Source organism: Burkholderia aenigmatica, from assembly GCF_048627025.1.
Lineage (GTDB): Bacteria > Pseudomonadota > Gammaproteobacteria > Burkholderiales > Burkholderiaceae > Burkholderia > Burkholderia aenigmatica.
Genome location: NZ_CP184469.1, coordinates 3,160,670 through 3,185,110, shown reverse-complemented (window position 1 = coordinate 3,185,110; position 24,441 = coordinate 3,160,670). Strand labels below are relative to the sequence as shown.

General features: G+C 66.7%; 23 protein-coding genes. 10 read left to right on the top strand and 13 right to left on the bottom strand.

The features are described from left to right. Position 1: 1 nt before the first annotated feature. The 4 genes from ACN8ZM_RS31390 to ACN8ZM_RS31375 form a co-directional block, all read right to left on the bottom strand. A complete protein-coding gene (locus ACN8ZM_RS31390) occupies positions 2-904 on the bottom strand; it encodes an ABC transporter permease (protein ID WP_043181202.1) in 903 nt (300 codons plus the stop codon). A gap of 13 nt (positions 905-917) precedes the next feature. Continuing rightward, positions 918-1,856 (bottom strand): ABC transporter permease subunit, encoded by a 939-nt coding sequence (locus tag ACN8ZM_RS31385; RefSeq protein WP_043181204.1) that lies wholly within the window; start codon positions 1,854-1,856, stop codon positions 918-920. Between the two features lie 11 nt (positions 1,857-1,867). Further along, positions 1,868-3,478: a peptide ABC transporter substrate-binding protein gene (locus ACN8ZM_RS31380; RefSeq protein ID WP_043181205.1), complete on the bottom strand. Its 1,611-nt coding sequence runs from the start codon at positions 3,476-3,478 to the stop codon at positions 1,868-1,870. A 179-nt stretch (positions 3,479-3,657) separates the two neighbouring features. Further along, positions 3,658-4,239, bottom strand: a complete 582-nt coding sequence (locus tag ACN8ZM_RS31375) for a cupin domain-containing protein (protein WP_011353729.1) — start codon at positions 4,237-4,239, stop codon at positions 3,658-3,660. 499 nt (positions 4,240-4,738) lie between these two features. Here ACN8ZM_RS31375 and ACN8ZM_RS31370 point away from each other — a divergent pair, with 499 nt between their 5' ends. Further along, on the top strand, positions 4,739-6,259 hold the full coding sequence (locus tag ACN8ZM_RS31370; protein WP_089451627.1) for a peptide MFS transporter: 1,521 nt from the start codon (positions 4,739-4,741) through the stop codon (positions 6,257-6,259). A gap of 120 nt (positions 6,260-6,379) precedes the next feature. Then, complete coding sequence (locus ACN8ZM_RS31365) at positions 6,380-6,586, top strand: hypothetical protein (RefSeq protein WP_205824334.1); 207 nt, start codon at positions 6,380-6,382, stop codon at positions 6,584-6,586. A 46-nt stretch (positions 6,587-6,632) separates the two neighbouring features. Here ACN8ZM_RS31365 and ACN8ZM_RS31360 read toward each other — a convergent pair whose 3' ends face one another. From ACN8ZM_RS31360 to ACN8ZM_RS31350, 3 genes are all read right to left on the bottom strand, one after another. Next, entirely contained in the window at positions 6,633-7,754 is a 1,122-nt protein-coding gene (locus tag ACN8ZM_RS31360; RefSeq protein WP_089451625.1) for an OpgC domain-containing protein, read from the bottom strand. 390 nt (positions 7,755-8,144) lie between these two features. Next, a complete protein-coding gene (gene rarD / locus ACN8ZM_RS31355) occupies positions 8,145-9,044 on the bottom strand; it encodes an EamA family transporter RarD (protein WP_043181213.1) in 900 nt (299 codons plus the stop codon). Between the two features lie 15 nt (positions 9,045-9,059). Continuing rightward, positions 9,060-9,356, bottom strand: coding sequence for an acylphosphatase (locus tag ACN8ZM_RS31350; RefSeq protein ID WP_043181215.1), 297 nt, complete (start codon positions 9,354-9,356; stop codon positions 9,060-9,062). Positions 9,357-9,532: 176 nt separating this feature from the next. Here ACN8ZM_RS31350 and hpnA point away from each other — a divergent pair, with 176 nt between their 5' ends. Together hpnA and ACN8ZM_RS31340 are read left to right on the top strand one after the other, a co-directional pair. Beyond that, entirely contained in the window at positions 9,533-10,540 is a 1,008-nt protein-coding gene (gene hpnA, locus ACN8ZM_RS31345; protein ID WP_043181217.1) for a hopanoid-associated sugar epimerase, read from the top strand. A gap of 108 nt (positions 10,541-10,648) precedes the next feature. Continuing rightward, positions 10,649-12,121 (top strand): phage tail protein, encoded by a 1,473-nt coding sequence (locus ACN8ZM_RS31340; RefSeq protein WP_420211727.1) that lies wholly within the window; start codon positions 10,649-10,651, stop codon positions 12,119-12,121. 106 nt (positions 12,122-12,227) lie between these two features. Here ACN8ZM_RS31340 and ACN8ZM_RS31335 read toward each other — a convergent pair whose 3' ends face one another. Further along, positions 12,228-13,415, bottom strand: a complete 1,188-nt coding sequence (locus ACN8ZM_RS31335) for a glycosyltransferase (protein WP_043181222.1) — start codon at positions 13,413-13,415, stop codon at positions 12,228-12,230. A 402-nt stretch (positions 13,416-13,817) separates the two neighbouring features. Between ACN8ZM_RS31335 and ispH the strand changes: the two genes are divergently transcribed. Next, positions 13,818-14,759, top strand: coding sequence for a 4-hydroxy-3-methylbut-2-enyl diphosphate reductase (ispH, locus tag ACN8ZM_RS31330; RefSeq protein ID WP_039349543.1), 942 nt, complete (start codon positions 13,818-13,820; stop codon positions 14,757-14,759). Positions 14,760-14,771: 12 nt separating this feature from the next. Beyond that, entirely contained in the window at positions 14,772-15,932 is a 1,161-nt protein-coding gene (hpnH, locus tag ACN8ZM_RS31325) for an adenosyl-hopene transferase HpnH (RefSeq protein WP_043181228.1), read from the top strand. A 226-nt stretch (positions 15,933-16,158) separates the two neighbouring features. On the opposite strand, the gene ACN8ZM_RS31320 is transcribed toward hpnH, so the two are convergent. Together ACN8ZM_RS31320 and ACN8ZM_RS31315 are read right to left on the bottom strand one after the other, a co-directional pair. Beyond that, positions 16,159-16,647: a hypothetical protein gene (locus tag ACN8ZM_RS31320; RefSeq protein ID WP_043181229.1), complete on the bottom strand. Its 489-nt coding sequence runs from the start codon at positions 16,645-16,647 to the stop codon at positions 16,159-16,161. Between the two features lie 223 nt (positions 16,648-16,870). Next, on the bottom strand, positions 16,871-17,248 hold the full coding sequence (locus ACN8ZM_RS31315; protein ID WP_089451618.1) for a hypothetical protein: 378 nt from the start codon (positions 17,246-17,248) through the stop codon (positions 16,871-16,873). 491 nt (positions 17,249-17,739) lie between these two features. Here ACN8ZM_RS31315 and ACN8ZM_RS31310 point away from each other — a divergent pair, with 491 nt between their 5' ends. From ACN8ZM_RS31310 to ACN8ZM_RS31300, 3 genes are all read left to right on the top strand, one after another. Beyond that, the gene (locus ACN8ZM_RS31310) at positions 17,740-18,093 is read left to right on the top strand and encodes a DOPA 4,5-dioxygenase family protein (protein ID WP_043181234.1); all 354 of its coding nucleotides are present in this window, start codon (positions 17,740-17,742) and stop codon (positions 18,091-18,093) included. A gap of 118 nt (positions 18,094-18,211) precedes the next feature. After that, entirely contained in the window at positions 18,212-18,643 is a 432-nt protein-coding gene (locus tag ACN8ZM_RS31305; protein WP_420211726.1) for a nuclear transport factor 2 family protein, read from the top strand. Next, the gene (locus ACN8ZM_RS31300; RefSeq protein ID WP_420211725.1) at positions 18,640-20,049 is read left to right on the top strand and encodes an MFS transporter; all 1,410 of its coding nucleotides are present in this window, start codon (positions 18,640-18,642) and stop codon (positions 20,047-20,049) included. Before ACN8ZM_RS31305 ends, ACN8ZM_RS31300 begins: the two co-directional genes overlap by 4 nt. Positions 20,050-20,113: 64 nt before the next feature. Here ACN8ZM_RS31300 and trhA read toward each other — a convergent pair whose 3' ends face one another. The 3 genes from trhA to ACN8ZM_RS31285 all read right to left on the bottom strand — a co-directional run bounded on the left by trhA (position 20,114) and on the right by ACN8ZM_RS31285 (position 23,232). Beyond that, positions 20,114-20,734, bottom strand: a complete 621-nt coding sequence (trhA, locus tag ACN8ZM_RS31295; RefSeq protein WP_043181237.1) for a PAQR family membrane homeostasis protein TrhA — start codon at positions 20,732-20,734, stop codon at positions 20,114-20,116. 200 nt (positions 20,735-20,934) lie between these two features. Continuing rightward, a complete protein-coding gene (locus ACN8ZM_RS31290; RefSeq protein ID WP_006480280.1) occupies positions 20,935-21,141 on the bottom strand; it encodes a YbdD/YjiX family protein in 207 nt (68 codons plus the stop codon). Positions 21,142-21,153: 12 nt separating this feature from the next. Continuing rightward, positions 21,154-23,232, bottom strand: coding sequence for a carbon starvation CstA family protein (locus tag ACN8ZM_RS31285; RefSeq protein WP_043181239.1), 2,079 nt, complete (start codon positions 23,230-23,232; stop codon positions 21,154-21,156). Positions 23,233-23,663: 431 nt separating this feature from the next. Here ACN8ZM_RS31285 and ACN8ZM_RS31280 point away from each other — a divergent pair, with 431 nt between their 5' ends. Next, positions 23,664-24,398: a lysozyme inhibitor LprI family protein gene (locus ACN8ZM_RS31280; protein ID WP_420211724.1), complete on the top strand. Its 735-nt coding sequence runs from the start codon at positions 23,664-23,666 to the stop codon at positions 24,396-24,398. Positions 24,399-24,441: the final 43 nt, after the last annotated feature.

Genomic DNA, 24,441 nt, shown 5'->3' with positions numbered 1-24,441 from the left:
TTCAGCGATCCTTCGGGTCGAGCGCGTCACGCAGGCCATCGCCGACGAAGTTCACGCAGTAGAGCGTCACGCACAGCATGACGGCCGGGGCCAGCAGCAGCCACGGCATCGATTCCAGTTTCTGCGCGCCGTCCTGGATCAGCACGCCCCAGCTCGTCATCGGTTCCTGCACGCCGAGGCCGAGGAACGACAGCACCGATTCGGTCAGCACGATGCCCGGCACCGAGACCGTCGCGTACACGACGACCACGCCGAGCAGGTTCGGCACGATGTGGCGGAGCACGATCGATGCCGGCGACACGCCGATCGCGCGGGCCGCATCGACGAACTCGCGGTTGCGCAGCGACAGCGTCTGGCCGCGCACGACACGCGCCATGTCGATCCACGAGAACGCGCTGATGGTCAGCACGACCAGCATGAACGAGCGGCCGAACAGGGTCATCATCAGGATCGCGATCAGCAGGTACGGGATCGCGTACATCATGTCGACGATGCGCATCATCACGGAGTCGACGCGGCCGCCCGCGAAGCCCGCGGTCGCACCCCATGCGACGCCGAACAGGCCCGACACGAGCGTGCCGAGCAGGCCGACCTCGATCGACACGCGGCCGCCGATCAGCGTCCGCACCAGCAGGTCGCGGCCGAGCTCGTCGGTGCCGAACCAGTGCTGGTTCGCCCAGGTGGGCGCCAGGCTGATCGAGCCCCAGTCGCTTGCCGAAGGATCGGCCGCGAGCAGCCACGGGCCGACGAAACAGGCGAGCGTGATGAGCGCGAGCAGCACGAGGCTGAACACGGCCGCACGGTTGTGAAGGAAGCGCGCCATCGCAAGCGCGAGCGGCGAGCGCGAACGCGGCGGCGAGTCGGTCTGCACGGGCAGGCCGACGACGGGAGTAGTCGGAGTCATCGCTGTGCCTCGCTCAATAACGGATGCGCGGATCGAGCCACGCGTAAGCGAGGTCGACCAGCAGGTTGAACAGCACCGCGCAAACGGTCGTCAGCACGACGAGGCCGAGCACCAGCGTGTAGTCGCGGTTGATGGCGCCGTTCACGACGAGCTGCCCGAGCCCCGGCAGCGCGAACACCGATTCGGTGACGACGGCCGCCGTGATCGACGTGATGCAGACCGTGCCGAACAGCGACACGACCGGCATCAGCGCGGGCTTCAGCGCGTGGCGCAGCACGATCGTCGAGCCCGGCAGGCCCTTCGCGCGCGCAGTGCGGATGTAGTTGCTCGACAGCGTCTCGATCATCGAGCCGCGCATCACGCGCGCGAGCAGCGACATGTTGATGAAGGTCAGCAGCACAATCGGCAGCAGCCGGTACTGCCAGCCGCCGTCACCCCAGCCGCCCGCGGGCAGCCAGCCGTTGCCGGACGACGTCTTCAGCAGGATCGCGAAGATCCACACGAGGACGGGGCCGAGCACGAACGGCGGAATGACGTTGCCGAAGTTGCCGATCAGCATCACGAAGCGGTCGATGAAGCTGTCGCGGCGCACGGCCGCGACGGTGCCGAGCAGCACGCCGAACACGATCGAGATCGGGATCGACACGCCGCCCACGCCGAGGCTCACGGGCAGCGCCTTCTTCACGAGATCGTTCACCGACCAGTCGACGTAGCGGAACGACGGACCGAGATCGCCGTGCAGCAGCGCGTTCAGGTACAGCAGGTACTGCTTCCACAGCGGCTCGTCGAGGTGATACTTCGCGTTCAGGTTCGCGAGCGTGGCCGCGGACAGCTGCTTCTCCGTATCGAACGGGCCGCCGGGCGTGAAATGCAGGAGCAGGTAGCAGACGGTGACGACCGCGAGGATCGTCGGCACCGCCCACAGCGTGCGCCTCAATGCGTAGGCCAGCATGATCGCTCCGCTCAGTGCTTGATCAGGTACATGTCCTGCGAAGCACGCATGTCGATCACGTTCTTCAGCGAGTAGCCGCCGACGTACGACTTCACGAGACGGTCGGCCGTGTACTGGAACAGCGGCACCATCGGCGTGTCGTTCATCGCGAGATCGTGCGCCTGCGTGAGCAGCGCGGCGCGCGCCTTGTCGTCGAGCTTCTGGTTGCCTTCGTCGACGAGCGTGTCGGCCTGCTTGTTGCAGTAGCCGACCGTGTTCTGCGAGCTGCCGCAGCGCAGCAGGTCGAAGAACGTCATCGCGTCGTTGTAGTCGGCGAACCAGCCGTCGCGCGCGACCTGCACCTTGCCGTCATGCCGCTGCTTCATCAGCACCTTGAACTCGACGTTCTCGAGCTTCGTGTTGACGCCGAGCTTCGTGCGCCATTCCGACGCGGTGAACAGCGCGACCTTCTTGTGCAGGTCGTTGGTGTTGTACGTCAGCGTGAACGAAAGCGGCTTCGCGTCCGAGTAGCCGGCCTGCTTCAGCAGGTTCTTCGCGGCCTCGACGCGCTTGGCCATCGGCCACGACGCCCATTCCGGCGTGAACGGCTGCACACCCTTCGTGCCGTTCGGCATCAGGCCGTACATCGGCTTCTCGCCCGACTGCGTGAGCTTCGACGTCAGCACGTCGCGATCGATCACCATCGACAGCGCCTGGCGGACGCGCTTGTCCTTCAGCGCCGCGTCGTTGTTGTTCAGGTAGTAGTAGTACGTCGCGAGCTGCAGGCCCGGGCGCAGGTCGCTGCCGAACTGCTTGCTGACCTGCGGGAAGATGCCCGACGGAATCGTGTACGTGTAGTCGACCTGACCCGCCTGGTACATGCGCATCGCGGTCTCGTCGCTCTCGATCGGCAGGTACGTGACCTTGTTGATCACGACCTTCGGCGCGTTCCAGTACTTGGCGTCCTTCGTCACGACGATGCGGTTGTTCGGCTGCCAGTCGACGAGCTGGTATGCACCGTTGCTGACCATGTTGCCCGGGCGCGTCCACGCGTCGCCGAACTTCGCGACGGCGTCCTTGCTCACCGGCACGAGCGGCGCCATCGCGGTCAGCTCGGGGAAGAACGCGACGGGTGCGTCGGTCGTCACTTCGAGCGTGTACGGATCGACGGCGCGCACGCCGAGCGTCGACGGCGCGGCCTTGCCTGCGATGATGTCCTTCGAGTTCTTCACGAACTCGACGAGGATCGTGTATTTCGAGCCCGTCTTCGGATCGACGAGGCGCTGCCACGAGTAGACGAAATCGGCGGCCGTCACCGGCTGGCCATTGCTCCACTTCGCGTCATGGCGAAGCTTGAAGATCCACGTCGTCGGCGTCTTGCGTTCCCACGACAGCGCGACACCCGGCACGACCTGGCCGGCTGCGTCGATGCGGGCCAGCCCTTCGAACAGGTCGAGGCCGATCGTGTTGCCGGTCCACGACTCGATGTGCGCCGGGTCGAGCGACTCGACTTCGGCGGGCACCTGGCGCGTCAGGTCCTGTTGAGGAGCGAGCGCGACGTTCGACGGAACGGTAACGGCGTGGGCGACAGGCGTCAGGGCGAGCGCGGCCAGCACGGCCGACATGGCATGCAAGGATTTCATCGTGGCAGTCTTGAGAAGAGTTGTTCGGTGAGCGTTGCGCGGCGGATGCCGCGAATTACGCTTGAGACGCTGACGGGTGCAGCGATTGAGGAGGCCCGTGATTCTCGTATTGCATTTTAGTATTCCTTACGTTTCTTTCGACAGGTATTCCGTCTTCGAAACGAAGGAATACCTGTGCGTTAGAACAGCCTCGGTGTACCGACCCAGACCACCACCGACTCGATCTTCGCGGTGTTGACCCAGCTGTGCGGGACCGTCGACTGATAGTGCGAGCTGTCACCGGCCTGCAGGACGAACGTCTTGCCTTCCAGCGTCAGCGACACTTCCCCTTCAATCACATACAGGAACTCCTCTCCTGCATGTGTCGTCACCTCCGACCGCTTCTGCCCCGGCGGCATCCTAACGAGGATCGCCTCCAGCTGGCGCCCTTCGGATACGTTCGTCAGCCGCGCGAACAGGTTCGCCGAATCGGCAAACCCGAAGAAGCGCAGCTGCTCGCCTCGGCAAACCGAGCGTTCTTCGCTCGGCGTATCCACAAAGTACTGCACCGTCACACCGAGCGCGTGCGCGATACCGGCCAACGATGTCAGCGACGGCGACGCGAGCCCGCGTTCGACTTGAGACAGAAACGGCTTCGAAATCCCCGCGGCGGTAGCGGTGTCGTCGAGCGTGCGCTTGAGTCGTTGGCGCAACGCGCGAATCTTGCTGCCCAGTGCGGCGGTAGCGTTTGCAGACCGCGAGTTTTCAGTGGGGGGAACCATAGCAGGCCGAAAAGTGATCGTCAAAAAATGTTTGATGGAAAATAACTAAGTTAGAACGATATAGCTTAGTCTTCGGGTTCGCACACGTCTTCGGTGTTGAGCCCGGTGCACTAAACGGGACACGAAGCGAGCGAAATGACGCGCTATCTTGCCAGACTCGCCGGCTTCACAGGCAAGCTGCAAGCGGCTCTCCGGGAATCTTCGGAGGGCCGGCATGAAAGCTTACAACTAGATGATGAGACGAATGTTCCTGAAAGCTACTGCCACATTGGGAGTTTCCCTAGGTGGCAGATACGTGACGCACCGGACCGGCAGCCGTTACCATGCGCGCGCCGGTCGGGGCCCCTCCCCGCCACATCAGGCGGTGTCCGACCCCGGCCCGGGCTAACCGCCCGACTGTTCCATCGCCAGCACGAAGCCTACCCGGCCCATTGTGCACCGGCTCCAGTTCGACCCCAAGACGACGCGCGATCCGTGCCGTCCGTTTCAACCGAGATTGATGATGCAACCACCTGTTTCACAAACCCGATCGTTCACGACGGTCTTCCTCATCGAAATGTGGGAGCGCTTCGGCTACTACGGCATGGCCGCGCTCCTGGTCCTCTTCATGGTCGACCGGCTCGGTTTCACCGACAGCCATGCGAACCTGACCTGGGGTGCGTTCACCGCACTCGTCTATGCGGCACCGTCGATCGGCGGCTGGATCGGCGACAAGGTGCTCGGCGCCCGTCGCACGATGATCATCGGCGCGTCCGTGCTGTGCGCCGGCTACCTGATGCTCGCGTTTCCGAACGATCACCTGACGTACATGTACGCGTCGCTCGGCGTGATCGTCGTCGGTAACGGCCTGTTCAAGGCCAACGCGGCGAACCTCGTGCGCCGCATCTATGAAGGCGACGACGCGCGCATCGACAGCGCGTTCACGATCTACTACATGGCGGTCAACATCGGCTCGACGGTGTCGATGCTCGCGACGCCGTGGATCAAGGATCACTGGGGCTGGCACGCCGCGTTCGCGGTCTGCTGCGGCGGCATGCTGTTCGCGATCCTCAACTTCATGCTGATGCATCGCACGCTCGCGCATGTCGGCTCGAAGCCGGACGACGAACCGATCCGCTGGAAGCGCCTCGGCGCGGTCGCGCTCGGCGGCGTCGGGCTCGCACTGATCACGCTGTACGTGCTGCAGCACAAGCAACTGGCGGTCGCCAGCGTGTGGACGGCAGCGTTCGCGATCCTCGCGATCTTCGCGTACATGATCGCGAAGTCGGAGCGCTCGGAGCGCGCAGGCCTGATCGCGGCGCTCGTGCTGATCGGCCAGGTGATCCTGTTCTTCATCTTCTACGTGCAGATGTCGACGTCGCTGACGCTGTTCGCGCTGCGCAACGTCGATCCGCGCTTCATGCTGTTCGGCACGACGCTGTTCACGTGGAGCGCCGCGCAGTTCCAGGCGCTGAACCCGATCTGGATCATGCTGCTGAGCCCGGTGCTCGTGTGGATCTACAACGCCGTCGCGAAGGGCGGCCGTGACCTGCCGGTCGCCGCGAAGTACGCGCTCGGCTTCGGCGCAGTGGCCGCGGGCTACCTGGTGTTCACGATCAGCGGCCGCTACGCGATCGATGGCCGTGTGTCGTCGTGGTTCATGGTGTGGGGCTACGGCCTCTACTCGCTCGGCGAACTGCTGGTGAGCGGCCTCGGCCTCGCGATGATCGCCCGCTACGTGCCGGCGCGCATGAGCGGCTTCATGATGGGTGCGTATTTCGTCGCAACGGGCGTGTCGCAGTATCTGGGCAGCGTCGTCGCGAACTTCGCGCAGATGCCGTCGCACGAACTGCCGGCCACCGAATCGCTGCCGCTGTACCTGTCGCTGTTCGAGAAGCTCGGCTGGCTCGCCGCGATCGGCATGGTGCTCGCACTGCTGCTGCTGCCGCTGATGAACCGCCTGTCGCGCCAGCACCAGCGTTGTGCAGAAGAGCGCCGCGAAGAAGCGCTGCAGGCGCAGGGCGTCGCCGCCGCGCAGTAAGTACTATCCCTCGGCGTGCGGCCTGCACGCCACATTCTCCCGCCAGGCACGCGAACGCGTCCTACACTGGTTGCAGGAAGCGCATCCGCTTCGCGAGATGCGCACTGGCGGGAGAACACAATGAAAAGCAAAACAACACGGCTCTTGAGGATACTGTCGGACATCCGGCACGCTCAGCGCTGCACCGCGATACGCGCCGCGCGAGCCGCAGCCGAAGCCGACGCGGTACTCGCGGAACGCGACGATCCGGCGCCCGACGAACGCGACGACGCCAAATCCGACGACGCCACCGCCGTTCCCCGCTCCCGTATCAGCTCACCTCACTGACACCGCGCGGCACATTCCGTGCCGCACGCGCCGCCTCCCGCGCCGCTCACGCGGCCGCTCCACGCCACCGCGCGATCCACGTTCCCGAACCGGCCACGGCCATCATCAGTCCGAGCGCGCACGCGTCGGCCACGAGACCCACGCCGACATGCCGCAGATCGGCGCTGCGCACGACCGGATGCAGCAGCGAATCGATGACGAGCGAAATCGCCGCGCCCGCGACGAAGCAGATCAGCCCGCGCTGGCCCACGGCCACGACGGGCCGCACGCCCTGCGCGATCCGCGCGATCCAGCCGAAGCGCACGCAATCGGCCATCAGCCACGCGATGGCCGCGAAGCTCACGACGCGCGGCAGCGCGAGATCGCGCTTGAACACGCCCTCCGGCAGCGGCAGCCCCGAGAACAGCTTGTAGCTCGCACAACCGAGCACGACCGCGCACGCGACGCCCGTCGCGGCCGCGCCCCAGCGCCCCAGCGCGATGTGCCGGTAGAACGGCTGGCAGCGCGCGAGCACGCCGGCGACGAACATCAGTTGCCACGCGAACGGATTGAAACTCCAGCGGAATCCGTCGGTATCGAGCAACTCGGGGCCGAGCCAGCCCGCCGCGATCCACGACGCGACGCTGAACGCGACGAGCAGCCACGGATGCCGGCGCGCGAACGGCACGAGCACCGGCGACGCGAGCGCGAACAGCACGTACATCGGCAGCACCGAGGCGAGATAAGGCTGGCGCTGGAACGTCAGCAGCTCGGCTGCGCCCGTCAGCGGCGACGCGAGCATCACGCTGACGTCGTCGAGCGCGAGGTTCGGCGCATCGATCCCGTAGTGGTCGAGCACGGCCGACACGACGAGCATCAATGTCGAGGTCGCGAGAAACGCGCGGTAGATCTGCATCGCGCGGCGCACGAACCGCTTTTGCGCGGCGCGCGCGCCGTGCCGCTCGGCGATCGCGCCATAGGCGCTCGCGGTCGCGAAGCCGCCGAGAAAGACGAAGACCTCGGCCGCATCGCACAGCGCGAACGCGTGCAGCGTGACGCGCGACAGCACGCTCGCGCCGATGTGATCGACGACGATCATCAACAGCACGATGCCGCGGAAGAAATCGACTTCGATCAGGCGGCCGCTGCGCGACGGCTGAACCGTGGCGGGCGGCACGCTCAACGACATGAGCGCACCCGCACGACGGTGGTGCCGAACGCACCGGGGAATGGATCGAGAAGGAGAAGGCGAGCGGGATCAGCCGCGATACGCGTATGCCCGCATCGCGCCAACCCGGCCGGCCAGGCACGGAGATGACCGTTCATTGAAAGGCTGCATACGAAGGGAAGTCGGTGAGGCCAGTCTAATGGCCGATCAGGGGAGACCCTAAGTAACAAAGTGCAACCGAATCTTCTGTTCGATTACAGGCGCGCGCCCGATGGGACGAAACAGGCAGCGTCGCCAGACTCGCGTCAGCGCGACGCCAGTTCGCGGTCAGCGTCGATGAATTCGACCGCTGCGCGACGGCCATGCGATGCGCGGCACGTTCCGTGCGCCGCCACGCATCGCGTCCGGCGCTTAGCCGCGCGCGGGCAGACGCCGCATCAGCATCGCGCTGTGCCACGCGGTCAGCGCAACGGCGACCCAGATCGGCCCGTAGGTCGCGAGCTTCGCGACGCTCAGCGTTTCGCCGAGCAGCAGCAGCGACACCGCGACGAGCAGCACGGGCTCGACGTAGCCGAGAATCCCGAACAGCGCCATCGGCAGCATCCGGCTCGCCTTCAGGTAGCTCGCGAGCGCGAGCGTGCTGAGCACGCCGAGCCCCGGCAGCAGCGCGGCCCACAACACCGGATGGTCGGCCACGCGCGTCGTGCTCGTCGCGACCATCGCGAACGCGATCGGGCACAGCAGCGCGATCTCGACCGCGAACGCGGCGAGCGAATCGGCGTTGATCCGCCGGCGCAGCACGAAATAAGGCGGATAACCGAGTGCGACGACGAGCGTCGGCCACGCGAACGCGCGCGTCGCCCACACTTCGTGCGCGACGCCGAGCGCGGCGCACGCGACCGCCGCCCATTGCAGCGGATCGAGCCGTTCGTGATAGTAGAAGCGGCCGACGAGCACCATCGTCAGCGGCAGCAGGAAATAGCCGAGCGACACTTCGAGCATGCGGCCGTGCAGCGGCGCCCACAGGAACAGCCACAGCTGTACGCCGAGCAGCGCGGCGCTCACGGGCAGCGCAATCAGCAAACGCCAGTCGCGCACGCTGCGCCGAACGAGGTCGACGAGCGCCGGCCAGCGGCCGCGCAACGCGATCAGCGCGAGCGCGCCCGGCGCGGTCCACAAGACGCGCCACGCGAAGATGTCGAGCCCCGTGAGCGGCGCGAGCAGTTTGGCGTAGGCGGACATCAGCGCGAACAGCATCGACGCCGTCACCGACAGCATGAGGCCACGCCCGGCCTCCGGATACCCCGTCATGATCGTTCTTGCCTCTTACTGCTGCTGGAAGCGATCGAAGCGCCTTTCGGTCTGACGTTCCTCGAACGTCACTTCGGTCACGCGCGCGGCCGGCGGCCCGTGACGCAGCCACGCGAGCATCCGGTCGATCTGTGCGCCGGGGCCCTGGATCATCGCCTCGACGGTGCCGTCCTCGAGATTCGCGACCCAGCCGCGCAGCTTCAGCGCATGCGCCTCGCGCACCGTCGCATGACGGAAGCCGACGCCCTGCACGACGCCGCGCACCCGCACGTAGTAGGTCTCGATCCGTTCGTCGTGTTCATTGCGGCTCATCGCGTCGCCCTCCCGTTGCATTCAAGCCCGGCATTGTAGTCGCGTCGGCCGCTTCGCACACGGGCCGGGGCCGGCTCACCGCCATCACGGCCTGGCGTCGCCGCGCGTGCCGACCACGTACAATCTCGCCGATGCTCAACCGCCGCGCCGCTCGCGCGCGGCCCCGAAGGAAACGCATGACTGATACCTCCCGCGATCTCGTTCTCGTCACCGGCGCGTCCGGTTTCGTCGGCTCGGCCGTCGCGCGCATTGCGCAGCAGAAAGGCTATGCGGTGCGCGTGCTCGTGCGCTCGACCAGCCCGCGCACGAACCTGGCGGATCTCGACGCCGAGATCGTCACCGGCGACATGCGCGACGAGGCGTCGATGCGCGCCGCGCTGCGCGGCGTGCGCTACCTGCTGCACGTCGCGGCCGACTACCGGCTGTGGGCGCCCGATCCCGACGAGATCGAGCGTGCGAACCTCGAGGGCGCGGTCGCGACGATGCGCGCGGCACGCGCGGAAGGCGTCGAGCGGATCGTCTACACGAGCAGCGTCGCGACGCTGAAGGTGACGAGCGCCGGCGATCCGTCCGACGAAAACCGGCCGCTCACGGCCGAGCAGGCCATCGGCGTCTACAAGCGCAGCAAGGTGCTCGCGGAACGCGCGGTCGAGCGGATGATCGCCGACGAAGGGCTGCCGGCCGTGATCGTCAATCCGTCGACGCCGATCGGCCCGCGCGACGTGAAGCCAACGCCGACCGGCCGCATCATCGTCGAAGCCGCGCTCGGCAAGATTCCCGCGTTCGTCGACACGGGGCTGAACCTCGTGCACGTCGACGACGTCGCGCACGGCCACTTCCTCGCGCTCGAGCGCGGCCGGATCGGCGAGCGCTACATCCTCGGCGGCGAGAACCTGCCGCTGCAGCAGATGCTCGCCGACATCGCGCAGATGACGGGCCGCAAGCCGCCGACGATCGCGCTGCCGCGCTGGCCGCTCTACCCGCTCGCGGTCGGCGCCGAAGCGGTCGCGAAGTTCACGAAGAAGGAGCCGTTCGTCACCGTGGACGGGCTGCGGATGTCGAAGAACAAGATGTATTTCACGTCCGCGAAAGCCGAGCGCGAGCTCGGCTACCGTGCGCGCCCGTACCGCGAAGGGCTGCGCGATGCGCTCGACTGGTTCGGCTCCGCGGGCTACCTGAAGTAACACAAAGCGGCGTGCTCCACGCCGCTTTGCGCACTTTGTTACACGTCCCGCGCGGCCCGGTACCGGCGCAGCGGTTAAAATCGCGGGTCTTACGCAGAGAAGACACGCATGAACCTGAACGATCAGATCGCTTCGCTCACCATGGGCGTCGATCAGCTCCTCCACGATCACCACGCCGCGCAGCAGGCGGCCCGCAGCGCGGAAGCCTTCGCGCGCGCCGCAGCAGCGGAAGCCCAGGCGGCGGCAGAACGTCACGCCGCCGCGGAAACCGAAGCGCAGGCCGCCGCGCAACGCCACACGGCCGCCGCCGCCGAGGCCGAGGCCGCGCAGCAGCGCCACGCCAGCGCGACCGCCGAAGCCGAAGCCGCCGCCCAGCGCCATACCGATGCCACCGCGCAAGCCGAAGCCGCGTCGCAGCGCCATGCGGAAGCCACCGCGCTGACCGAAGCGCTCGCGCAGCGTCACGCGGATGCCGAAGCCGCGTCGCAGCGCCACGCGGCAGCGATCGCCGAAGCCGAGGCCGCCGCTCAGCGTCATCACGCGGCAGCAACCGACGCCGATGCGGCCGCGCAGCGCCATGCGACCGCGACCGTCGAAGCCGAGGCCGCTGCGAAGCGTCACGCGGAAGCGACCGCCGAAGCCGAAACGGCCACGCAGCGTCATGCGGAAGCGATCGCCGAAGCCGAAACCGCCGCGCAGCGCCACACGGCTGCCATCGCCGAAGCCGAAGCGCTCGCGCAGCAGCACACGCAGGCGATCGTGGAAACGCAGGCCGCCGCGCAGCGTCACGCCGACGCGACCGCCGAGGCCGAAGCCGTCACGCAGCGCCATACCGAAGCGATCGCGCAGGCCGAGGCCGCCGCACAACGCCACGCCGACGCCACCGCGCAGGCCGAGGCGCTCACGCAGCGCCACACCGAAGCGATCGCACAAGCCGAAGCGGCTGCGCAGCACCACGCGAAGGCCATCGCCGACGCCGAGGCGCTGGTCGAGGCCGTCGTCAAGGAAGCCGCGACGAACGCCGTCGCCGCCACGGCCATTGCCGCGGAAGTCGTCGAACCTGCGCCGGCCGGCACGCCGGCGGCGGAGCCGGCCGTGATCGCGCCCGCGCCGGCTGCCGCCGAGACGGTCGAAGCGGTCGAAGCAGCGACCGACGCCGAAACGGCCATCGTCGCGACGGCCCAAGCCGAAACGCCGGTTGAAGGCGAAACCGAAGCCGAACCCATCGCCGACGCGCTGGTCCCGGCCCCGGCCGACAAATCGACGCTACACGTGTCGCGTCCGACGCAGAACGAACTCACGCTGACCATCAACGGCGAATCGATCACGCTGCATCCGGAGCAACTGAGCCAGTTGATCGAGGAACTCGCGCATGCACGTGCGTCGATGCAGCCGGAGCCGCCGCCCGGCATCCCGGCCGGCTGGCGCTTCGTGACGACGAAGAACCCGATGATGGCCGTGCAGAAGCAGACGAACGGCGACCGCCTGCTGGTGGCCCGCCACACGGGCTACGGCTGGGTGCCGTTCACGTTCTCGCCGGACGTCGTGGTGCAGATGTACATGATGCTGACCCAGCGCTAAGCACCGGCAAGCCGTCCCGCCGAAAACGAAACAGCCCGACCGGTTCGCACCGATCGGGCTGTCTGTTTTCTTCCGGCTACCGGGAGGAGCGCCTCCCGGCAAACGCTCAGCGATCCACCGGCGCCTGCACGCGCGCCTTCCACTGGCCGCCCTTGCCGCGCCAGTAGCGCCACGCGGACGCGAACGTCGCACCGACGTAGAACAGCGCGACGAGCGGCAGCGCGGGCGCCCACAGCGGCGAGCGCCGGTAGTAGCGCAGCATCGGCGCATACGCGGCGCACATCGACGCCCACGCGAGCCACGCCGGCCATGCGCGCGCGCCGTACGCGAGCGCCGCGGCGGGCGGCACGAGATAGATGATCGTCATCCCGAGCAACGTGCCGGCCAGCAGCAGCGGCGAATAGTGCAGCTGCGTGAACGCGGTGCGCGCGATCATGTTCCAGATGTCGCGCCAGCTGTCGTACGGACGCAACGACACGCTGCGATCGGCCAGGTCGAGCCGGATCGGATGGCGGCCTTCGCCGCGATGCTTGATCTGCGCGGCGAGGCTGCAGTCGTCGATCAGCGCGCCGCGGATCGACTCGATGCCGCCCGCTTCCTCGAGCGCCGTGCGCTTGACGAGCATGCAGCCGCCCGCGGCGCCGGCCGTCCGGTTGCGCGGGTTGTTGATCCACGAGAACGGGTAGAGCTTCGCGAAGAAGAACACGAACGCCGGGATCAGCGCCTTTTCCCAGAACGAATCGCAGCGCAGCCGCACCATCAGCGACACGAGATCGCGGTTCTCGGCCTGCGCGCGCGTGACGAGCTGCGCGACGGCGTCGGGCGGATGGCCGATGTCGGCATCCGTCAGCAGCAGGTAGTCGGCCGGCAGGCCGAGCGTCTGCACTGCGGCGATCCCCTGCGACTGCGCCCACACCTTGCCCGACCAGCCGGCCGGCAGCGGCTTGGCGGTCAGCACCGTCAGCCGGTCGGCGCGGTTGATCGCGAGCGCGGCCGCGCGGGCCGCGTCGGCGGTGCCGTCGTCGCTGTGGTCGTCGACAATGATCAGATGAAAATCACCCGGGTAATCCTGCTCGAGCAGCGAAGTCGCTGCCCGGGCGATCACGTCGGCCTCGTTGCGCGCCGGCACGACCGCGACGACGGCCGGCCAGCCGGCCTCCGCCGCGGCGCCGCGCGCCTCGGGCGGCAGCGGCCGCGCGGGCACCGCGCGCCAGAAGCCGCCACGCGCGACGAGCAGCACGATCCAGATCATCAGCGACAGGCCGGACACCAGGAAAGCAAGGACCAGCATCATCGGCACGCCTCCTGCCGGGCGCCGGCATCGGCAAATTCAATAGGGGTCAGGAACAAAACGCCCGAAACCGCATGGGCGGCCGGGCAAAACGCGTAAGAATCGACGGTCATCGAATGGCCTTGAAATGAGCGCGACGCCGGGCAGCCGGAGCGGCTGCCCGCGAAACCGCATAGTTTACTGGGTTCCGCGCGCGCCAGCGCCGACGCGGCTCTCCCGCAAATGCAACACGCCATTCACAGCACCAAAGCAAGGACTTCCCGATAGAGTTAAAATGCGCGATTAATTCGGGGTTCCGGGGCCTGGCCGGCCGGTTCGTTCCTGCCTTCATAACATCAAGCCGGGGCGAGCGAGCGAGTGCCAGCTCCTCGAACCCCGGCGTCTGTCGTCGGAGTTCGCTCACTTATGCGAGTCATCCTTGCCCAGCCCCGCGGCTTTTGTGCGGGGGTTGTCCGTGCGATCGAGATCGTCGACCGCGCGCTGCAACAGCACGGTGCGCCGGTCTATGTGCGTCATGAGATCGTGCATAACCGGCATGTCGTCGAAAACCTGCGTAATAAAGGGGCGCGATTCGTTGAGGAACTCGACGAGGTGCCCCACGGTGCTGTCGCGATCTTCAGCGCGCACGGTGTCGCCCAGACGGTCGAGCGCGACGCGGAAACGCGCGGCCTCGACGTGCTCGACGCCACCTGCCCGCTCGTCACGAAAGTGCACGTGCAGGGCCGCCAGTATGTCGCGGCGGGCCGCCGGCTGATCCTGATCGGCCATGCGGGCCACCCGGAAGTCGAGGGTACGATCGGCCAGATTCCGGCCGAGGTGATCCTCGTGCAGAGCGAAGCAGAAGTCGATACGCTGACGCTGCCCGTCGACACGCCGGTCGCGTACATCACGCAGACCACGCTGTCGGTCGACGATACGCGCGGCATCATCGAAGCGCTGCAGCGCCGGTTCACCGACCTCGTCGGCCCGGACACGCGCGACATCTGCTACGCGACGCAAAATCGCCAGGCCGCCGTGCGCGAGCTGAGCGAACAGGTTGACGTACTGCTCGTCGTCGGTGCGACGAACAGCTCGAACTCGAACCGCCTGCGCGAGATCGGCACCGAAAGTGGTGTGCCGAGCTACCTCGTCGCCGACGGTTCAGAAGTAAAGGCCGAATGGTTCGCGAATGCGAAGACCGTTGGGCTGACCGCCGGGGCGTCCGCGCCCGAGGAGATGGTCGAAGATGTAATTGGCGCGTTGCGCGCGCTGGGTCCCGTCGACGTCACGACGATGGCGGGCCGTGAGGAAAAGGTCGAATTCAAGCTGCCGGCGAAGCTCACGCAAGCTGTCGCCCGCGAAGTTTAAGGAGGACATCTCTTGTCTATTCCGCTGCTCCAGCAAGTCCGCGTCGGCGCGTACATCACGCGCCAACACCTGTCCGGCAACAAACGCTATCCGCTCGCGCTGATGCTCGAGCCGCTGTTCCGCTGCAACCTCGCGTGCAACGGCTGCGGCAAGATCGATTACCCGGATCCCATCCTGAACCAGCGTCTGTCCGTCCAGGAATGCCTGGAAGCGGTCGACGAGTGCGGCGCACCGATCGTGTCGATCGCGGGCGGCGAGCCGCTGCTGCACAAGGAAATGCCGGAAATCGTCAAGGGCATCATGAAGCGCAAGAAATTCGTGTACCTGTGCACGAACGCGCTGCTGATGGAAAAGAAGATGGACGACTACCAGCCGAGCCCGTATTTCGTCTGGTCGGTCCACCTCGACGGCGACCAGCAGGCGCACGATCACTCGGTGTCGCAGGAAGGCGTGTACGACAAGGCCGTCGCGGCGATCAAGGAAGCGAAGCGCCGCGGCTTCCGCGTGAACATCAACTGCACGCTGTTCAACGATGCCGTGCCGGAACGCGTCGCGAAGTTCTTCGATACGCTGGGCCCGATCGGCGTCGACGGCATCACCGTGTCGCCGGGTTACGCGTACGAGCGCGCACCGGATCAGCAGCACTTCCTGAACCGCGACAAGACGAAGAACCTGTTCCGCGAGATCCTGAAGCGCGGCGACGGCGGCAAGCGCTGGTCGTTCAGCCAGTCGTCGCTGTTCCTCGACTTCCTGGCCGGCAACCAGACGTACAAGTGCACGCCGTGGGGCAACCCGGCGCGTACCGTGTTCGGCTGGCAAAAGCCGTGCTATCTGGTCGGCGAAGGTTACGTGAAGACCTTCAAGGAGCTGATGGAAGACACGAACTGGGACAACTACGGCGTCGGCAACTACGAGAAGTGCGCGGACTGCATGGTCCACTGCGGCTTCGAAGCGACCGCCGTGATGGACACGATGGCGCATCCGCTGAAGGCGTTCGCCGTGAGCCGCAAGGGCATCAAGACCGACGGCCCGTTCGCACCGGACATTCCGATCGACAAGCAGCGCCCGGCCGAGTACGTGTTCTCGCGCCACGTCGAGATCAAGCTCGAGGAAATCCAGCGCGCCGGCAAGGGCAAGCTGCAAAAGCCGGCGAAGCCGGCCGCAGCAGCCTAAGCGCGTTTCGCCACGCGGGGGCCGAGCCTCCGCGCCGGCGGGAAAAAAGAAGCGCCACGGAGTCCGCTCCGTGGCGCTTTTGTTTTGGGCCGCGGCTTTGGGTCGCGTTCCGCCGTCATCGTATCGGTGCCGCAGCCGCGCAATCGTCGACATAGCGCGATTGCGGCGGCCACGCCGGTGCGGCTGGCCCTGTCTCCTCCACCCTCCCTGCGAAACCGGTGCGCCGCTACGCGGCCAGCGATTCGGCCGCGTGCATGCGCATCTTCTCCGCCGCGCTCGCGACGAGCGCCGGCTGACCGCTCGACGCGAACGTGCAGACGTGCTCCCACAGCTCGGCCAGCCGATGCCGCGTGAGCGTCGTGACGCACGCGTCGTTCGCCGCGAGCACATGCTCGAGCACCGCGCATTCGTCGTCGCGCAACGTCCATGTGCCGCTTTGCGCCGCGCGCGCCACGCCTGCATCGAGCGCACGCTCCGCATCGACGCACAGGTCGATGTCCGCATCAGCGCACACCACGTCGTCGAGCGCCAGGAACACCAGGTAGACACTGGTGCGCAAGCGCAACAGCAGCGCCTCGCTGCCATGCCCGCCACGCAGCGCGACGAGCGCCATGTGGCATTTCAGCGAGATGTCGCGCGCATGCACGGGCGGCAGCGGCAGCAGCCACTCGCGGGTCAGCGGCACGTGGCGACGGTGCTTCCGGGAGCTCTTCATGATTGGCCCCCGCTTGCGGGCGCGTCGCCCGCCGCGACGGCCGGCCATGCGCTGCGGCACGCAACGGCGTCACGGCGCGCATCGCGCGGGGGCTTCGCACGACGCTGCGCGCCGTGCCCATCGTTGCGCCGCTGCGTCGCTCGCGTATCCGGCAGCCGGCGCGGCGCCGACGCGCGTACGACGCCGGCAAATCGGATCGTGCAAGCCATGCTCGTCTCCTGCATCAGAACGTGTTCTCGCCCTTCAGGTAGTACGCGGTCTTCACGAAGAACGCCTTGACCGGATGGCCGCCCTGCACGTCGCGCGCGGCACGTGCTTCCATCTCGGCCCGCTCTTCGCGCGACCGGTCCGGCACCGGATTGCGGACACGTTCGAGCGCACGCTGCATCGCGAGCGGATAGTTCTGGTTACCGGCCGACGTCGCGCGATAGCCGGTGCGCGTCATCTGCATCAGTTGTGCGTCGGTCTCGGCACGCGCCGCCCACCAGCTCGACAGTGAGGCATTCGGTGCGCCATCGGTGACGGCACTCTGGGCAAAACTGACGGCGGGCAGCGCAACGAGTGCGCAGGAAAGTACCGCAACGGGAACGAGGGATCGCATAGTGGCCTCCAGTTGGTTGTCCCCGCATCGATCGTGTTCGACGATGCGTTGAAACCATCGTATGTCGCGCTGCATTCCGCTTGAATAGCCGAATCTGCAATTGATATTTTCGGCTTCGGAATTCGATGCGCAAACCGCGTCATGCGCGAATCCCGCCAAATCGGAATTTCTTTAATTCATTCAACGCCCTGATCGCCATTGTTCAGACGATCCGAAGCGGCGCGCACCGCGCTTTTTCAGTTTCTGAAATGACGTGTTGCCGATGCGATCGTGGCTGGCGTACCTGCGACAAGGCTTCCGGCGTGATATCGCGCGTGCGGATATCTCGAGCGCCGGCTTTTTCGAATCGAACCGTTTTTGTGATTCAGGACAAATCATCGCGCCCGGACGACCGGATTGCGACACGACGCGCCCGGCAAGGACGCGCGATAATCACGCATCGGCCGTTTCGCACGGCACCTCATGCATTCCCATTTTTATCGAGTCCTTTCATGGCTGCCCTCGACACCACCGCCATCGACAGTTGGCACGCGCACGTCTATTTCGATGCCGCCAGCCGCGACGCGGCCTGGGCGTTTCGCCAGGTCGTCGACGAACGGTTCGGCGCGGTCATCGAACTCGGCCGCTTTCACGAGCGCCTCGTCGGCCCGCACCCGGCCTGGTCGTACCAGATCGCATTCGACGCCACGCGCTTCGACGACATCGTGCCGTGGCTCGTGCTGAACCACGGCGCGCTCGATATCTTCCTGCATCCGAATACGAACGACGAACTGCGCGACCATCGCGATTGCGCGGTGTGGATCGGGAAGTCGTATGTGCTGAATCTCGACGCGCTGGCGGGATAACAGCCGGCACGCGGCCGCGTGCGCCACGGTGACATCCACGTTTCGGGTTGACGTGAAACGTCCCGCGGCGACGCGCCCCTACAGTGGGTTCCGTTATCGATGCTTCCAGGAACCCGCCATGTCACACGCCGACACCGATGTCCGGCACATTTATGAAGGCTGGCACGCAGCCGTCGTTGCGCGCGACGTCGATGCGCTGATGGCGCTGTATGCCGACGACGCGGTGCTCGAGACGCCGCTGATCGTCGTCACGCTGCCCGATCACGGCTCCGGCGTGCTGCGCGGCAAGGCCGCCATCGGTGAATTCTTCGCGGCCGGCCTGCGCAATCCGGGCAACAAGTTAGGGCGCTGGTACCGCACCGGGCTGTTCTTCTCGAACGGCCGCCAGCTCACGTGGGAATATCCGCGCGCCACGCCGGAAGGCGACCAGGTCGATCTCGTCGAGGTGATGGATCTGCGTGACGGGCTGATCGCGCATCATCGCGTGTACTGGGGATGGGTCGGGTTTCTCGCGCTGCGAGCCGCCACGCCGGCACCCGACCGCGCATGACCGCCGCCGCGCCGAACCGCGCCGCGGCCCGCCGCGTGCTTGCCGCAACCTGCGTGAGCTACACGCTCGTGCTGCTCGACGCGTCCATCGTCAACGTCGCGCTCATCGACATCGCCCATACGTTCGGCAGCCACGTTGCGGGCCTGCAGTGGATCGTCAACGCGTACACGCTCGCGTTCGCGAGCCTGCTGATGACGGGCGGCACGCTCGGCGACCGGCTCGGCGATCGCACCGTCTATATCGCGGGGCTCGCGGTATTCGTCGCCGCGTCGGCGCTGTGCGGCGTCGCGCCGAACCTTCCGGCGCTCGCGATCGCCCGCGCGTTGCAAGGTATCGGCAGCGCGATGCTGGTGCCCTGCTCGCTCGCGCTGCTCAATCGCGCATTCCCCGAACCGGCCGGGCGCGCATCGGCGATCAGCCTGTGGATGGGCTGCGGCGGCATCGCCATGGCGTCGGGCCCGTTGATCGGCGGCCTGCTGATCCATCTGTTCGGGTGGCGCAGCCTGTTCTTCGTGAACCTGCCGCTCGGGCTTGCCGGCATCTGGCTCGGCCGCACGGTCACGCGCGCCGCCGTCGTCGACGCCTCGCGGCATTTCGACTGGGGCGGCCAGGCCGCGGCCATCATCGCGATCGCGGCGCTGATCGGCACGCTGATCGAAGGCCCGTCGCTCGGCTGGCGCTCGGCGCCGATCGTCGGCGGAGCGGTGACGAGCGTCGTCGCGTGGATCGCGTTCGTCGCGATCGAAGCGCGCCGCCGCGAGCCGATGCTGCCGCTCGCGTTCTTCCGCAACCGGCTGTTCGCCGGCTCGACGTTCGTGTCGATGGCGTCGGCGTTCGTGTTCTACGGCTTGCTGTTCGTGTTCAGCCTGTTCTATCGGCAGATCCGCGGCGCGAGCCCGCTCGACACGGGGCTCGCGTTCCTGCCGATGACCGCGATGGTCGCGCTCGGCGGGCTGTGCTCGGGCTGGCTCGTTGCGCGCTTCGGCTCGCGTGGCACGATGTGCGCGGCGTTTGGGCTCTATGCGGCCGGCGCGCTCGGCATGACGGGCATCGGTGCAACGACACCCGCGTGGCTCGCTATCGCGCCGATGCTCGCGATCGGCTTCGCATCGGGATTCATCTCGCCGGCCGCGACGTCGCCGGCGCTCGGGACGGTCGACCGGCGCCGCGCCGGCGTGGCGGCGGCCGCGCTGAACGCGGCGCGGCAGAGTGGATCGGCGCTCGGTGTGGCGATTTTCGGTGCATGCATCGCGACACTGCAGCCGTTTCCGGCGGCGATGCGGGTGGCGCTCGGCATCGCGACCGGATTGTCGGCACTCGCCGCCGCGACATGGTGGATCACGGCGCGGCCGACACCGGCACCCGGCGAACCGGCCGCGCAGCTGCGGACCGCGACGCGCCGGTAACGCATACTCCGGCAGGCGCACCCGCGATGCAGCGCGCCGTCACCGGATCAACGGTACCCTTCGCTCACGCGACATACATCGCGACACTGACGAACTGGCACAGGCTCCCTGCCAGCACGAACAGATGCCAGATGCCGTGCCCGTGGCGGATACGCTCGTCGTTGATGAAGAAGTAGATCCCCGCGCTGTAGATCAATCCGCCGGCCACGAGCCACGCGGTGCCGACCGGCGGCAGCGCATGGATCAGCGGGCGCACCGCGACGAGTGCGAGCCAGCCCATCGCCACGTACAGGATCATCGACAACATGCGCGTGCGCCGGCCGAGCGTCAGTTCCTGCACGATCCCGAACACGGCCAGCCCCCAGCTCACGCCGAACAGCGACCAGCCCCACGGGCCGCGCAACGTCACCAGCGTGAACGGCGTATAGCTGCCGGCGATCAGCAGGTAGATCGCCGAGTGGTCACACTTCTGCAGAATGGCTTTCAGGCGCGGATTGCGCACGCTGTGGTACAGCGTCGAGATCGCATAGAGCAGGATCAGCATCGCGCCGTACACGCTGAAGCTCACGACCTTGTACGGATCGCCTTCGAGCGCGCCCATCGTCACGAGCGCCACAAGGCCAGCCACCGACAGCACCGCGCCGACGAGATGGGAAATGCTGTTGAAACGCTCACCGACATGCACGACGTGTTCTCCTGCGGGTCCATCGGGAAAGATACGCCCTATGATACCGGCCGCCGGTCCGTGCCGTGCTGCGCGCCGGCAAACGGCGCGGCGATTCCCGCTGCATGCGCGCCGCCGCCGCCGGCCCGCCAAAGAAAAAGCGCCGCGAAATCCCTCGCGGCGCTTCCCTGTCGATCACCGAACCGCTGCGGCGGTGCGGTTCAACAGCACTTCCCTGCCCCCGACCCGTACCGCGCATTCTGACGCTCGCGGAAGAATTCCTCGTACGTCATCGGCTCGCGGTCCGGATGGGTCTCGCGCATGTGCGCGACGTAGGTGTCGTAGTCGGGCAGGCCGACCATCAGCCGCAACGCCTGCCCGAGGTAACGCCCCGCGCTGCGCAGGTCGCTGCCCAGATCGCTGAACATCGCGGCCTCCCCTTAACGTCCGCTGCCGAGCGCCTGCGCGGCCGGCATCGCTTCGTACGGCGTCTCGCGCACGGTCGGCTTCGACTCGCGGCGCGCGCGCAGCACGGCGATCACGCCGTACACCGCGATCGCCACGACGACGAAGATGAACAGCCCGGCCAGCGCCGCATCGATGTAGTCGTTGAAGATGATCCGCTGCATCTGCGCGATCGACTTCGCCGGCGCGAGCACCTTGCCTTCGTCCACCGCGGCCTGCAGCTTCGCGGCGTGCGCGAGGAAGCTGACCTTCGGGTTCGCGTCGAAAATCTTCTGCCAGCCGGCGGTCAGCGTGCAGATCAGCAGCCACACGGTCGGCACGATCGTCACCCACGCATAGCGCTCGCGCTTCATCTTGAACAGCACGACGGTGCCGAGCACCAGCGCGATCGCGGCGAGCATCTGGTTCGAGATGCCGAACAGCGGCCACAGCGTGTTGATGCCGCCGAGCGGATCGACCACGCCCTGATACAGGAAGTAGCCCCATGCGGCCACGCACAGCGCGGTGGCGACCAGGTTCGCGGGCAGCGACTCGGTACGCTTGAGCGCCGGGTGGAACGTGCCGAGCAGGTCCTGCAGCATGAAGCGGCCCGCGCGCGTGCCGGCGTCGACGGCCGTCAGGATGAACAGCGCTTCGAACAGGATCGCGAAGTGATACCAGAACGCCATCATCGCTTCGCCGCCGATCACCTGGTGCAGGATGTGCGCCATGCCGACGGCCAGCGTCGGCGCGCCGCCCGCGCGCGCGATGATCGTCGTTTCACCGACGGCCTTCGCGGTCTGCGTCAGCATGTCGGGCGTCAGCACGAAGCCCCATTGCGTGACCGTGTTCGCCACCGCTTCCGGCGTCGTGCCGAGCACGGCGGCCGGCGCGTTCATCGCGAAGTAGATGCCCGGTTCGATCACGCTCGCGGCGACCAGCGCCATGATCGCAACGAACGATTCCATCAGCATCGCGCCGTAACCGATGAAGCGCGCGTTGGTTTCGTTGTCGATCAGCTTCGGCGTCGTGCCCGACGAGATCAGCGCGTGGAAACCCGACACCGCGCCGCACGCGATCGTGATGAACAGGAACGGGAACAGGCCGCCCGACCACACCGGGCCCGTGCCGTCGACGAACTTCGTCAGCGCGGGCATCTTCAGTTCCGGTGCGACGACCAGGATGCCGATCGCGAGGCCGAGGATCGTGCCGATCTTCAGGAAGGTCGACAGGTAGTCGCGCGGCGCGAGCAGCAGCCACACCGGCAGCACCGATGCGACGAAGCCGTAGCCGATCAGGATCCACGTGAGCTGCGTGCCCGTGAACGTGAACCACGCGGCGAGCGTCGGCGAATCGTGCACGTGCTGGCCGAACGCGATCGACGCCATCAGCAGCACGAAGCCGATGATCGACACTTCGCCGATGCGGCCCGGACGGATGTAGCGCGTATAGACGCCCATGAACAGCGCGATCGGAATCGTCGCGGCGACGGTGAACGTGCCCCACGGCGAATTGGTCAGCGCCTTCACGACGATCAGCGCGAGCACCGCGAGGATGATCACCATGATCAGGAACGCGCCGAACAGCGCGATCACGCCGGGCACCGTGCCGAGCTCCATCTTGACGAGATCGCCGAGCGAGCGGCCGTCGCGGCGCGTCGAGATGAACAGCACGATGAAGTCCTGCACCGCGCCGGCGAACACGACGCCGGCCAGGATCCACAGCATGCCGGGCATGTAGCCCATCTGCGCGGCGAGCACGGGCCCGACGAGCGGGCCGGCGCCGGCGATCGCGGCGAAGTGGTGGCCGAACAGCACGTACTTGTTGGTCGGCACGTAGTCGAGGCCGTCGTTGTACTTGACGGCCGGCGTCATGCGCAGCCCGTCGAGCTGCATCACCTTGCTGGCGATGAAACGGCTGTAGAAGCGATACGCGATCAGATACACGCAGACTGCGGCGATCACGATCCAGAGGGCACTGACGCGCTCGCCGTGTGCGAGTGCGATCGTGCCGAACGCGAACGCGCCAAGCAGCGCGACCGCAATCCAGAGCAGGGTACTGGAAGCCCGATTCATGGCGTCTCCTGGTCTCCAATGTGGTTTTAGATGGCGTGCGGCGAAGGTGCCACACACGCGTGACGTCGATGCGTCATGCCACGGCCTCGCAACGGCCGTGACGATGGGCCGTAGTATTCCGTGCGACGGGGGCGGCTTACAAGCGGATAACTACGTATGCGGAGCTACGTAGAATTACGTAGATGCGCGTGCAACGTTCGGGTGGAAGCGTCGGTTTGCATGACTGCGTTCCTTGCCAGCCATGTCCACGTCGCGCCTGTTTCCGTCGAAACGACCGGCTCGTCCCGGCGCGTGTCGGGCGAATGGCGCTCCCGGGCAGAGGCGGGAGCCGCGGGTCACGATACTTTGAAAGTTCCGCTCGCGCGAATTAAGATCGTTTGGCGCTCGATGCCACGCCCTTTCATCTCTTGATCAACCTTTGACCATCCGTCATGTACTTCACTCGACTTGCCGTTTCGACGCTCGCCGGTTTCTGCGCCCTGTTCTCTGCGAATGCGCTGGCGGAGGCCACGCTGCATCTTGACGTCGAAGCGGCCCGTGTCGACGAGAATTCGCCGCACGTGTCCCTGCTTGTGAAGGTCACGGACACCGACGCGAGCAAGGACAACTTCGGCCAGGTGACCGGGACGTCGCTCCCCCCGCCGGGCACTTGCATTGCACGGTTCGACGGTGACGAAAAGAACCGGGTGGGGCCATGTGCTGCGGTTCATGTCCGCGAGAACGGACGCCCGGTCAAGACGGTCAACGTACGCGTTCTGGATACGCATGGCGATCATAACTGGATGGTCTTGACGTGGAATTCCGAATTCGCGGTTCCACGTTCGCAGCGATCGGTCCAAGTGATCGTGGGCGTGGCCAACGGCTGGTATTCCAATAATCCGGAAGAAGCGTTCCCGTTCGGCAATTTCCCGTCGTTCGATCCCGCGCGCCCCTACAAGTGGCTCTATCAGCGCGCCGATCGGGCGCTCAACGACAACTACCGACGCATGCTTTCCCGCTACGCAACAAACAACGATGAGGCTCAGGCTCGGAGTTTGCGCGTCGAGGAGCGCATTTGGGTCGACCACAAGGAGGACGAGTGTCGCGATTCGGGCGAGCCCGAGCGCTGCCGCTGGCTGGCGACTGAAGATCGTGTGGACATGATTCTCCAAGGCAACGGCAACTAGCCATCTCGCCGTCACGCACCGGCTTCCACGCGCGTCGCCATGC